Here is a 12,522-nt window from a genome sequence, read left to right as displayed (position 1 = left end):
TTCTGACTCCGTCATATCAACTCAAAATGGTCTGCAACGCTCATCATCAGCGCCGCCTGTGCTGCCCGCCGCAGCGTTACCAGTAAGGTGCTGGCTCCCGGCTTTCGGGCAAATTGGCAATGAAATATTCCGGGCAGCGAGTACGGGCGATATCCAGGACCGGCAAGACCTGATCCAGATGCTCGCGCATCGCCACGGCAGCCTGATCCCGCTGACCTGACTCAAGCATCGCAACAACCTCTATGTGCTCAGCCAGCACCACATCCATTCGGCCCGGCATGGGCAAGGTCAAGCGGCGGTAACGGTCGATCTGGATTTTGGCCTGCAAAACCATCCGCCAGACGCCGGGGAAACCAGCGATATCCGCCAACGCCTCGTGAAAATCTTCATCACTACGGTGAAAGCCCAGAACGTCCTGGCGTTCAATACAGGCAATCTGTTCCGCCAGCATCCCGCGCAGGCGGCCGATGTCTTGCGGGCTGATCTGCAGCGCCGCACGGCGCACAATGGCGACTTCCAGCGCGGTACGTATCAGCATGGCTTCGCCCAGCCTGTCCAGCGGAATCCGCGATACATATGTTCCAACGCGCTGAGTTACCTCCACGAGGCCTTCTTCAGCAAGACGGCGAACCGCCTCGTGTACCGGTGTACGGCTGGTGCCATGTTCGGCAGCAAGATCTTTCTCAACAATACGGGTGCCGGGCAGCAGCACCATATCGACGATTCGCTGGCGCAAATCGAGGTAAACGCGCTGCGCTGCGCTACCGGGGTTTTCTTCGGTTCGTGCGGGATCACCGGCTCTCTTCTGGAGCATCTGGAAAAGTCTCGTAAACAGGTTTTGATCGATAGGGAGAAATCAGTAACAGAAAGGATTAATCCGGCATGGCTGATAAAGGAATGATGGCGCCTCTGTGCTGAATCACCCGCCCCGCAAGGCGATGTCCTGCTTCGGCGGCCTTGGCCGGGTTCGCGCCAGCCAATCTTGCCGCTAGATAAGCTGCGCCAAATGAATCCCCTGCCGCAGTGGTATCGACCACTTCAGCAACGGGCTCTGGCGTGATCTCCAGCCGCAAGTCAGGTGTAGCAACCACACACGCCGCCCCTCCTCGCTTGACGACAACCTCCGCCACCCCCAGCGCCCGAGTGCGGGCAATCACCGCGTCCACATCTTGCTCCCCGTATAGCGCGGTTTCGTCGTCCAGCGTTAACAGGGCTGTATTGGCTAACATCAAAACTCGGCAGTACATCTGGATCGCCGCTTCAGTGCTTTCCCACAGCCGCGGGCGATAGTTGTTGTCGAATACTATCTGGCCGCCATTCGCCCGACAGCGCCCTAATACTTCACACAGCATCTCGCGATACGCCGAGCTGAGAATGGCCAGGCTGATTCCTGACAGGTAAATCACGTCAGCGTTAATCAACCCGGCTATCACCCGCCCCGTCTGCGGTCCCTCCAGCCAGTAACGAGCGGCGGAGTCCTTGCGCCAATAGTGAAAGGTGCGTTCGCCTTGCTTATCCGTTTCAATCAGATAAATACCAGGCAAGCGGTCGGGCAAACGCTGCACCCACTGCGTTGATATGCCTTCACTTTGCCAGGCCGCGCACATTTCATCAGAGAGCGTATCCACGCCGAGCGCGCTTACGTAAGCGATATCAAATCGCGTTTGATCCACCTTGCGCGACAGGTAAACCGCCGTATTGAGCGTGTCGCCGCCAAAGTGGTACTCCAAACCGCCGCCATGCCGTTGCAGCTCGATCATGCATTCGCCAATGATGGCCACTGTTTGCTTGTTCATTGATATTCTCGCCGCTGCCTACAAGGTCGAATTAAGTGTCACGCAGCTACAGTGCTACGTGTATAGCGTGCGGCCATGGCATCCAGCGACATCGGCTTGATACGACTAGCCCTGCCCGCAGCACCGAAGGCCTCGTAGCGCGCGATGCAAATATCGCGCATGGCATCGGTCGCTTTCTCCAGGTATTTGCGGGGATCGAACTCGGCTCTGGCCGTCCCGAATGCGCGGCGAATGGCGCCGGTAGCAGCCAGGCGCAAATCGGTATCAATATTGATTTTGCGCACGCCATGCCGGATGCCTTCCACGATCTCCGATACCGGCACTCCCCAGGTGTCTGGGATATCGCCGCCGTATTCATTGATCACCCGTAGCCATTCCTGCGGCACAGATGAGCTGCCATGCATAACCAGGTGGGTCTCAGGCAAACGAGCATGAATCTGGCGGATGCGATCAATCGCCAGTGTGTCTCCCGTTGGCGGGCGGGTGAACTTGTAGGCGCCATGGCTGGTGCCAATGGCGATGGCGAGCGCATCGACGCCGGTGGCCAAAACAAATGCGGCGGCTTCATCCGGATCGGTCAGCATCTGCGCATGATCCAGCGTGCCCTCCGCTCCCACGCCGTCCTCTTCGCCAGCCATACCGGTTTCCAGGCTACCGAGACAGCCCAGTTCACCTTCGACCGAGACGCCACACGCGTGCGCAAAAGCCACCACGTTGCGGGTGACGTTCACGTTGTAGTCGTAACTTGCCGGGGTTTTGCCGTTTTCCAGTAACGAGCCATCCATCATTACGGAAGAGAATCCCAACTGAATGGCACGCTGGCATACCGCCGGGCTAGTGCCGTGATCCTGGTGCATCACAATCGGCAAATGAGGAAACTCTTCAATCGCCGCCAGAATCAGATGCCGCAAAAATGGCGCACCGGCATAAGCGCGAGCCCCCGCTGACGCCTGCACGATGACCGGGCTATCGGTGCGATCTGCGGCGAGCATGATGGCGCGCATCTGCTCCATATTGTTGACGTTAAAGGCTGGCAAACCGTATTGGTAATCAGCAGCGTGATCCAGCAGCTGTCTCATGGAAACCAGTGGCATGGTGTTATTCCTTGATCTTGTTTGTATGACCTGGGCGCTGGGATATGCCGTCAGGTCCATGTTTCTATTGGCTGGGGCTGCCGTTTAATACTCGGTCCAGAGATGGCGAAGGGCATTGACCAGATCAGGCACTGGTTGTGCCGCTTGCTGGTGATAGGCCGTCAATCGCTCCACCTCGTCGCGCGAACCGAGCATCACGGCGATACGCTGATGTAAAGCGTGCGGCTGGATATCCATGACCCGCTCATGACCGGTACTGCTCATGCCGCCGGCTTGCTCTACCAGAAAAGACATCGGATTTGCCTCATACAGCAGTCGCAATTTGCCAAAGCGGCTTGCTTCGCGGGTGTCTTGTGGATACAGAAACACGCCTCCACGCAGCAGAATGCGATGCACGTCAGCAACCATCGCAGCCACCCAACGCATGTTGAAATCCTGTTTGCGCGGACCATTGGCTCCGGCCAGGCATTCGTCGATATAACGGTTGACCGGTGCTTCCCAGAAACGGGTATTAGCCGTGTTGATGGCAAATTCACGTGTGCTGGCCGGGATGGTCATCCGCGGATGAGTAAGAACGAATTCACCGCTATCCCGATCCAGCGTAAAACCGTCCACCCCATCACCGAGCGTCAGCACCAGCATGGTGGCCGCGCCATAGATAGCGTACCCGGCGCACACTTGAGCCGTGCCCGGCTGCAGGAAATCCGATTCACTCACCGGATAAGTACTGTCAGCACAACGAAGGATCGAAAATATCGTTCCCACCGGTGCATTCACGTCCACGTTGGAAGAGCCGTCCAATGGATCAAACAGCAACAGATATTGACCGGCTTTACGCGCCTGACCAGTGCGGCTGATCCGCGCCATTTCTTCGGATGCCACTGCCGCCAACACGTCGTTGTTGGCGGTGCCTTCCAGCATCAAGGTGTTGGTGACAATATCGAGCTTTTTTTGTTCTTCGCCTTGAACGTTGGCAACACCAGCACTACCCGTGGTACCTGCCAGCGCGCTGCGGTCCACAGCAGCAGCAATCGCACGGCAGGCCTGCGCAATGCTGTGAATCAATTGATAGAAAGCGACGGGGTGGCGATCATCGGTGGTACATCGGGTCGCAATGAAACTGGAAAGACTGGTACTCATAATTCACCTGTTAAAGACATCCGGCCTGCGCTTGCAGGGCCGCCGAATAAATCTGCGAAAGGGATTGCGGCGCCAACGACGCACGACCAATCAATGCGCCATCAACGTCGGGCATGGCAAACAAGGCCGCGGCGTTTTGTGGACTGACACTGCCGCCATAAACCAGGCGCATGCGGGAAGCTGCAGTGGCATCCACCTGAGCCAGATAACCGCGGATAAACGCATGTACCGACTGCGCAACGGCGGGCGTGGCTGCGTTACCTGTGCCAATGGCCCAGACTGGTTCGTAAGCCACCACGGCGTAACGCCACCCAGTGGTTGCCAGTAGAGTATCGAGTTGGCTCGCCAGCACACTTTCGGTGAGCCCGCTATCGCGCTCCTCCTGGTTTTCACCAATACAAACCACCGGGATTACACCCGCAGCGACACAGGCTTGCGCTTTGGCAGCGGTCAACGCATCACATTCGCCGTGGTGCTGACGACGCTCGGAATGCCCCACAATCACGTAATGACAACCAATTTCCGCCAGCATGGCAGCGGACCACTCCCCCGTGCGCTCGCCCTTGGCCAGTTCCGCTACGTTTTGCGCGCTCATCTGGAGCCGTGTAGTACGCATCAACCGCCGGATTTCTCCCAAATAAGGAGCTGGCGGACATAGCACCAAGTCCACCTCAGGCTGCACGACGTCCGCCAACACACTGACGGCCTCGAGGCACAAATCCAGGTTTCCGTGCATTTTCCAGTTGCCGATCACCAGCTTGCGGCGACACCGGGATATCGGTGTTGAACTTCCCGCTACGGTTGTTACCAGGCAGGAATTTGCCAATGCGTTGTTTGTCGTTTCAGCCATTGCAGCCATCTTTTTAATCCTGTCAGAGCCTTTAAAACGCGGCATTTAAATCGTTGTTGCCGTTCAAAACCAAAGTCGCTGACAAAATCCTTCCCACTGCGGCGGCAGTGCTCACCGGCAGAACAGGATTGGGTTAATAACCTTGGATACAGGCCCGATAACAAACAAATGGACCGTAGAAAACCTCCCGACGATGCCGGGAGGTTTGATCACGCGAGAGGCGGCGAGGTTATCGCCGCCCGCTTACTACTTAGTGGGAAGCCCACGTAGAACCGAACAAGTTGGATTGACCAATTGCCGGGAAATCAACAAACGCGTTGCTGCAATCGATGACCTTGGATGGATCGACGGCTTGCGTCACTGTACCGTTCACCACAACGCGGTTATCGGTCGAGGAGAACAAGGGCAGGTTGACACCACGAACGGTCAGATTGGCATCAGACATTGCCGAAACGGTCACCGCAGTACCCGAATCAGCCAGCACATTGGTCAGCGACATCACCAGCGGGTAAGCCGGATTGCCAAAGCCACCTGTGTTCGCCTGGAAGCCTTGCAGCTTGACGTTTGAACTACCCAGAATCCGCACGTTGTTCAGAACGATGTCGTGGAAGTTCGGGTACAACGGACCAGCCGCTGGCAACGCCTTGGTGCTGTAATACGGCGTAAACAGCAGCGCGTTCTGAGCATCCTTGATACAAATATTGCTGTAGTTAATGTTGCTGACTTCGCCGCCGCGAGCATAGTCGGACTTGATGCGCAGACCTTCTTCCGAATCCTGGAAGGAGTTGTCATACACCTGCACATTGGTCACGCCAGAGTTAGTCTCGCTACCCACCGAAATGCCATGACCCCAGTAGATATGGTTGTGGGCGATGATCATGCCCCACTTACGGTCAGAACGAACGTCGCGGTTACCGTCGATGGCGAAGATGCCGGAGCCATTGCCGCCTGGAGTCGGATTGCTACTGCCCTTAAGCGCAATATCATCGTCACCGGTGCTGACAAAGTTGTAGGCAAACACAAAGTTCTTTAGATACCCGTCAAACGAGATCTTCGCTGCCGAATTGGTCTTGCTGCCGGTTGCCAGAGCGACCGAGGTTTGCTTGCTGGCTGCGCCCGGATCGAAGGCGTCGGTGTTCTTGACGTTGTCTTCGGTAAAGGTTTGGCCGTTGTACAGCGGATTGCCGTTACCTGCCGGGTTGGCAAAGGCTGCCAGCGACGGTGTTTGTACCTTCACGCCCCAGATAGTCAGGCCATCGACACCACTCGGCACGACGTGGAAGTTGGCGCTGTTGTTCAGGGTAATGCGATACAAGGTCAGGTTTTTGGCGTAATTGAACACCATCATGCGGAAGTTGGACTGCGAACCGGAACCGGTTGTACCGTTATCAACCATGTTGCCTTTGAAGGCCAGATCCCACCAGGTCATGTTGCGGGCAGCGGACTTGGTATCAACAAAGGTACCGCCGTTGTCGCAAGGCGTGCCGTCAGCCGCAAATTTGTTCGTCAGATAAGCCGCGTAGGTGTTGGTACAAGTCAGATCCACCTTCATCAGCGGATAGTACTTGTTGGACGTCACGACTTCCGCGTAACCACGACTGTCGATACGACCATCACCCATCACCGCGGAGTTGACCATATTGTTACCATTGATCAACGCCTGGCAGTTGCTGGAGCTACCAGCCGAACCAGAGTTTGCAGTGTTGGCGCAGTATTTGCCGGCAGTCGTTGTGAGGTAGGTCGTCGCATCGCGCGAGGCATATAGCGTCACCCCCTTATCGATCCACAGCGTTACACCAGACGGCAAGGTCAGCGGGCCGCTGATAAAGCCATTGCTGCCATCTGCGCCTTGGCTGGCAACCAGACGTACTGCAAATTTCTTGGCTTTATATTGTGGCTTGGCCAATTCTTCGCCTGAAACACCAGCGATATTTGCCGCAACCGGTGCCGAAGCGTTCTTCACCGTTACCATCACGTTGGCCAGTTTCTGAGCCGCAGTTGCTGCAGCGTCGACTGCAGCAATCTGCCCACCAACTTCTGCATCAACCGATGCACCGCACTGATCCAACGCGGCCTGGATGCGCGCCTGATCAGGATTGGCTGTTGTGGTCGCAACACCGTTACCAGAGGTCGACGGATCTGCCTCTGGTGGCAACGAACCATCCGGGCGACTAACAACCGGCACAGATTTGCCGCCGATCACGTTTGGCTGGGCATAGACCGTTGCACATACCTGGTCGTCCGTTGGCAGGCTTGGTTCTGCCGGCAGATTGGCATCAAAGCTGGTGGTGCCTACCTGGAACGGTTTGTCGGACGAGTAGTTTGTCGCATTGCTACTGTCGCCACCACCGCCACCACATGCGCTAAGTGCGATTGACACAGCTACCACCGGAACCAGAAAACCCAGTTCCTTCAGCCGCTGCAGCATTTCCCTTGTTTTATGCATCTTCATTTTATTTACTTCCCCCAAATTGGATATCCAGATCGTGGATATCACCTCTGGATAACCTGGCAATCGCGGTCAAACCATGACAGCAATGCGTGATTACCAAAGTCATCACTGTGACTGGTATTGCGAGAGCGGGTAATTAGCCAGCCATTGCCTGGCTGAACATGTTCCACCCGATCAGAAACGAGCAATCAAACCCAAACCAAATGCGCGCGGACTATCACCAGGAGCCAGGAACGCGTTAGTGGTACCTGAGTTATTGCTATAAATTGGAGACTGACCCAGATTCACGTTTTGCTGTGACTTATTTTTGATATCGGTGTAATACACGTACGTCGCCAGATACTTGTTGAACTGATACAACGCACCGACCGAGAATTGAGTTGCGGAATAATCATCCGGGGTGCCAAAGGTTGCATTATCCAGGTGACCCAATTTGCCATAAGAAAGCATGATCGACGTATCTTCACGCACATCTTGTGCGACAGAAATCATCGCCGAGCTTTGCTTCATTGAGCCAGTCGTCGTCGAGCTATACAGATTGGACGAGCTAGCCGGATTGAATTGCGAATAACCGTAATTGCCAACTTCATAACCAACGCCAACGTAGGTTTTGGTCGGGAACTTGTAAGATGCAACAACCTTGTAGAAATAAGTGTCTACATTGTTAACGGCACCAGTCTGGAATCCGTAACCTTGCGATACCTTGTCGGTGAGCACACCGGTATTGCCTTGGCGGTCGTAGCCGACACCAATTTCAAAGCCCCCATGTGTGTATTTGGCTGCCAGCGAATAACGACCGCGGTTGCCACCGCTGCTTTCTGCTTCATCAAAACCATAGGAGCCACCGGCCTGGAAGCCATAAAATTCTGGTGAGAGGTAATGTACCGAATTCTTGTAACGTGCCTCACCGCGGCTGAATAAGCTGTTGGCATTGCCAGTCATTTGTGCGGAAGTGTTGTTCCACAGATCTAGCCCGTGCACCGTAAGGCCAAGGTTGCCACCCATTTCACCCCCCGAACCAACCAGGCTGCGATAGATAGAATCATTGTTACCTACGATCACGCGACCGAAGCGAGTGTCCTCAACGCCAACAAAAGAGTTACGCGATTCAAGCGTAGCGGAACTCCCCTGGTCGTTCACGCCGCCATTCTCAAAATTGTTCAGACCGCCTTCTAATTGCCAAATACCTTTCGCGTATTGATTAATCTCAATTGAGCCCTTAAATCCAAGCCGGGAGTTACCGTCCGAAATTCTGCCGCGTGACGAATACGGAGTTGCGCCACCATCGGCCTGAACAGACTCGATCTGGCCGTTCAAAAATCCGTACACAGAGGTATCAATATTGAGATCTTTCATCGCTGAATCCAGATCAGCAAATGCACAAGACGAAATCCCTGCAAATACCGATGCTCCCGCAATCAGCATTGCCTTTTTACTGAACTTACCTGATTTAGACATTTTTATGCTCCCTATTTGATTACCGACAAAATACCCACAATTGCAACAAAAATATTCAGATTAACCGGCTTGATAAACACAATGCGCAGGAATCCCCGCCAGCAATTGGACTGGAAAAAATTAATGTGTTTGAGATTTCACCGCACCGTTCAGATTTGCCGTGAACAACAATTCATCTATTCGGGTGATTTACCGATCCCGCCTCCCTTGCGGCAGGACCGGCTTTTTAAAGTTCAATACACCCGATGTCAAACCGCGACGGGAGTTCCTTGCACAGGCTGGTTAGTCACAATGATACGTTCACGAGCCATCAGGCAAACTACGATTGCGGCAACAACATCAAACAAAGCCAGCACGACAAACAGCGGGCTGTAACCAATCTGTGTCACCAGAACACCAAACACGAGAGTGAACAGCGTCGCGCCAAGATAACCAAACATGCCACCAAGACCTGTTGCTGTGGCGACTTCGTTCTTGCCGAACACATCGGAGGTAATTGCATAAAGCGCGCCAGACAAGGTTTGGTGGGCAAAGCCGCCGACACACAACAAGGCAATCGCTGCGTAAGGACTTTCGACCAGGCCAATGCAAGCCGGTCCGATCATGCACAGCGAACCAGTCACCATAACCATCTTGCGGGATGTGAACAGCGAAACCTTGCAATACTTGTGATACAGCGGGCTCAGATATCCACCCAACACGCAGCCAATATCAGCAGCCAGAAACGGCAACCAGGCAAACATGGCAATTTCTTTCAGATTCATATGACGTTCAGTGGCCATGTACAAAGGGATCCAGGCATTGAAGGTTTGCCATGCCGGTTCCGACAGGAAGCGGGGAATACCGATGGACCAGAAGTCGCGATTGCGCAGAATCTCGCGCCAGGTAGCCTTTTTGGTGACCTCTTCGGCGTACTTGGCTTCCTGGCCAGCGAGGATATAGTCGCGCTCTTCGTTGGAGAGATTTTTCTGGTTCTTCGGATGCTTGTAGAGCCATGCCCACAGCCCTGTCCAGATCAATCCCAGACCACCAACGATCACAAACGCCCACTCCCATGTGCCGTGCATGATGGACCACACGACCAAAGGCGGTGCGCACAGCGCGCCGATGGATGAACCGATGTTGAACCAGCCAATGGCCACCGAGCGCTCTTTGGCCGGGAACCATTCGGTGGTGGCTTTCACTCCTGCCGGTATACCAGCCGCCTCACTCATGCCTAACAGGCCTCGAAAGACCGCCAGACTTTGCCAGCCCGTGGCCAGGGCTGCAGCAGCGCAAGCGACCGACCAGGCCAAGGCAAAAATGGCAAAACCGATTTTGGTGCCAATGGTGTCCAGCACAAAGCCGGCAATAGGCTGCATCAAGGCATAACAGATTTGCCAGGAAACCACGATCCAGGAGTACTGCTGCGTAGAAATATTCAGTTCGTGCATCATTGTCGGTGCAGCCACCGACAGCGTATTGCGCGCGAGGTAATTGACGATCAGGCCAGCGGTGACCATGCCGACCATCCACCAACGCATGCCCTTGATTTTGCTCATGACATATCCTTCAACCACTTGATTGACGAGCCAACTGCACCGTTTCGGTATTCACCGAGTTCCGGGTTACTGCGGCAGCCGGGTTTATTCGGATCATTCGGCTTTTACCTGCAACAAAAGCCTTCAATCTCTGCAAGATTTAAAAACAACTACCATTTGCTAGACCAGATGTGCTCCCCAAGTTACGCACGCTCCAGATCAAACAAAGGCACCTCAATCCCGTTGTGTCCTCACTCTCAGCTTCGAGAGACCAGCATTTCGGGTTTACTTCAATTACTGCCAAGACAAAAATATCCGGGCTGAATAAATAACAACACGTCAACCCGCTCAAAGCGCCGCGAGCACTTTGCGAATGCCGTCGCGATCAATAGCATCCACTGATGCGGTCAGCGCTTCTGTCAAACCGGGGATGCAATTTAAATCGCGCCCCCATAATTCGGTGTTTGCCAGCCAGCCCTGCACCACATCACGCTGCGACCAGCTGCCATACCCCACTTGCCGCCACGCTGATTTGAACCAGGCCAGATTGGCAGGGTCGTCCACCAGCGGCACCACACCACCGCGATAAAGCAGAACAGTGGCGGCGAATGCGATGGCCAGTCTGGGCGGGATGCAATTATTGGTGCGCTGATAAGTCAGCAATTGCGGCATGACCCGCGCAGCAAATTTGCTCCAGCTATTGAGGGCAATGGACTCCAGACGGTGATGGATGTACGGATTGCGAAAGCGACGCAGGACATCCGCCGCAAACGCGTCCAGTTCAGTTCTCTCCAGCGGTAACGAAGGGATGATTTCCTGATCAAGAGTTTCCTGCAGGAAACGCCCAACGACGGGGTCATCTACCGCTTCACCCACCGCTTCCAGGGTGGCCAGCAAGGCGACCGGGACCATCGCGGTATGGCCTCCGTTCAATACACCCACTTTGCGCTGCTTATATGGCGTGATGTCGTCAACCAGCTTGATATTAAGATCAGCGCCCGCCAGCTTGAGCTCTTCTGCTAGCCAAGTCGGGCCTTCGATCACAAATAGGTGAAAATACTCAGCGGCGACCAGAAATTGATCGTGATACCCCAGTTCAGCCTCCAGCGCGTTGATTTCCTCATGCGGATATCCGGGGACGATGCGATCCACCAACGTTGAGCAAAAGAAGCAGGCCTCGTTGAGCCAGCGGCTGAAATCGTCGCCCAATTGCCAGAGGCTGGCAAAATGTCGCACAGCTGCGGCCAGCACTTGCCCGTTGTGATCAATCAACTCACACGGCAACAGGACGACGCCTTTATCTTGTGCGCCAGAAAAATGGCAAAAGCGTTCGTGCAATAGACGGGTTAACTTGGCCGGGAAACTGGTCGGCGGCTGGTCGTGATAGCTATCACGGTCATTGATGGCAATGCCAGCCTCGGTGGTGTTTGAGACGATAAAACGCACGTCCGGGTTATGCGCCAGCTGCAGGTACTCGGCAAACATGGTGTTACAATTGATTTCTCGCTGCACACAGGTGATTTTGCGGAACTGTTTGATGGCCTCACCGGCCTCATTCAGTCCCCGAATCACCGTGGTATAGACACCACCTTGCGTATCCAGCGATGGCTTGTCGCTGTTGCCAACCGGGCGGACCACCACCACACCTGCGTTCAGGCCGCAGCGTTCGTTCAGCAGATCAATTTGCCAGTCGATAAAAGCACGCAAGAAATTGCCTTCGCCAAACTGGATGAATTTGATCGGTAGCGTAAACGGCGTATCGCGAATCAACGTCTTCATGTTGTGTCCGGTTAGCATTCGGAACGAAATACAGTTTTCGGTTTTGGAGCATTGCTGATTACGCTCGCTCATCAGGCAGCGGCGTTATGCAAATACTTGTTCCAGATCGAAATTTTGTGCGTCGCACCACTTAAGTGCTGTGATTGCACTGTCTTGGTGATATATCAGAATGCTGCGCCTAATATATCAGCATGACAAGAGCGTTGTAGCTGATCTAGCGCAAACTACATTTAGACTGGGAAGTGGGAAAACAGAGGGAATCCAGCAACGGCGCGGGTTAGCTCGGGTGGGAAAACCTGCTCGCCAATATGGGCTTTTTGCGTTTTTTTTTACCGGTATGTGCTGCTTTTATGACACACCTTGGCGCATATCCTTAGCCCAAGTCATCAACTACCCGGCTCGCACCGCGTGACAGTGGCTACTTGCCAGAAAT

General features: G+C 54.5%; 9 protein-coding genes. All 9 read right to left on the bottom strand.

All coding sequences use genetic code 11. The features are described 5' to 3' along the window. Window positions 1-76: 76 nt before the first annotated feature. The 9 genes from P4L78_RS16165 to P4L78_RS16125 all read right to left on the bottom strand — a co-directional run bounded on the left by P4L78_RS16165 (window position 77) and on the right by P4L78_RS16125 (window position 12,089). A complete protein-coding gene (locus P4L78_RS16165; RefSeq protein WP_283149196.1) occupies window positions 77-814 on the bottom strand; it encodes a GntR family transcriptional regulator in 738 nt (245 codons plus the stop codon). 58 nt (window positions 815-872) lie between these two features. Continuing rightward, window positions 873-1,796 (bottom strand): sugar kinase, encoded by a 924-nt coding sequence (locus P4L78_RS16160; RefSeq protein WP_283149195.1) that lies wholly within the window; start codon window positions 1,794-1,796, stop codon window positions 873-875. A gap of 38 nt (window positions 1,797-1,834) precedes the next feature. Next, complete coding sequence (fba, locus tag P4L78_RS16155; RefSeq protein WP_283149194.1) at window positions 1,835-2,890, bottom strand: class II fructose-bisphosphate aldolase; 1,056 nt, start codon at window positions 2,888-2,890, stop codon at window positions 1,835-1,837. 84 nt (window positions 2,891-2,974) lie between these two features. Further along, entirely contained in the window at window positions 2,975-4,030 is a 1,056-nt protein-coding gene (locus P4L78_RS16150; RefSeq protein ID WP_309328914.1) for a class 1 fructose-bisphosphatase, read from the bottom strand. 10 nt (window positions 4,031-4,040) lie between these two features. After that, window positions 4,041-4,880 carry a triose-phosphate isomerase gene (gene tpiA, locus P4L78_RS16145; RefSeq protein WP_283149192.1) on the bottom strand — a complete coding sequence of 280 codons (840 nt, stop codon included), beginning with the start codon at window positions 4,878-4,880 and terminating at the stop codon, window positions 4,041-4,043. 250 nt (window positions 4,881-5,130) lie between these two features. After that, the gene (locus tag P4L78_RS16140; RefSeq protein WP_309328912.1) at window positions 5,131-7,332 is read right to left on the bottom strand and encodes a glycosyl hydrolase family 28 protein; all 2,202 of its coding nucleotides are present in this window, start codon (window positions 7,330-7,332) and stop codon (window positions 5,131-5,133) included. A 174-nt stretch (window positions 7,333-7,506) separates the two neighbouring features. Next, entirely contained in the window at window positions 7,507-8,757 is a 1,251-nt protein-coding gene (locus P4L78_RS16135) for a porin (RefSeq protein ID WP_405051574.1), read from the bottom strand. Window positions 8,758-9,038: 281 nt separating this feature from the next. Then, window positions 9,039-10,331 (bottom strand): MFS transporter, encoded by a 1,293-nt coding sequence (locus P4L78_RS16130; RefSeq protein ID WP_283149189.1) that lies wholly within the window; start codon window positions 10,329-10,331, stop codon window positions 9,039-9,041. A gap of 327 nt (window positions 10,332-10,658) precedes the next feature. Further along, window positions 10,659-12,089: a tagaturonate reductase gene (locus P4L78_RS16125; RefSeq protein WP_283149188.1), complete on the bottom strand. Its 1,431-nt coding sequence runs from the start codon at window positions 12,087-12,089 to the stop codon at window positions 10,659-10,661. Between the last annotated feature and the right edge of the window lie 433 nt (window positions 12,090-12,522).

The organism is Silvimonas sp. (assembly GCF_031291215.1).
GTDB classification, from domain to species: domain Bacteria; phylum Pseudomonadota; class Gammaproteobacteria; order Burkholderiales; family Chitinibacteraceae; genus Silvimonas; species Silvimonas soli.
This window is presented reverse-complemented; position numbering and strand designations above follow the sequence as displayed.

What these genes read in the sequence shown, in the direction of transcription:
- P4L78_RS16165 (WP_283149196.1), bottom strand. Translation starts at nt 814, where the DNA reads ATGCTCCAGAAGAGAGCCGGTGATCCCGCACGAACCGAAGAAAACCCC.
- P4L78_RS16160 (WP_283149195.1), bottom strand. Translation starts at nt 1,796, where the DNA reads ATGAACAAGCAAACAGTGGCCATCATTGGCGAATGCATGATCGAGCTG.
- fba (WP_283149194.1), bottom strand. Translation starts at nt 2,890, where the DNA reads ATGCCACTGGTTTCCATGAGACAGCTGCTGGATCACGCTGCTGATTAC.
- P4L78_RS16150 (WP_309328914.1), bottom strand. Translation starts at nt 4,030, where the DNA reads ATGAGTACCAGTCTTTCCAGTTTCATTGCGACCCGATGTACCACCGAT.
- tpiA (WP_283149192.1), bottom strand. Translation starts at nt 4,880, where the DNA reads ATGGCTGAAACGACAAACAACGCATTGGCAAATTCCTGCCTGGTAACA.
- P4L78_RS16140 (WP_309328912.1), bottom strand. Translation starts at nt 7,332, where the DNA reads ATGAAGATGCATAAAACAAGGGAAATGCTGCAGCGGCTGAAGGAACTG.
- P4L78_RS16135 (WP_405051574.1), bottom strand. Translation starts at nt 8,757, where the DNA reads ATGCTGATTGCGGGAGCATCGGTATTTGCAGGGATTTCGTCTTGTGCA.
- P4L78_RS16130 (WP_283149189.1), bottom strand. Translation starts at nt 10,331, where the DNA reads ATGAGCAAAATCAAGGGCATGCGTTGGTGGATGGTCGGCATGGTCACC.
- P4L78_RS16125 (WP_283149188.1), bottom strand. Translation starts at nt 12,089, where the DNA reads ATGAAGACGTTGATTCGCGATACGCCGTTTACGCTACCGATCAAATTC.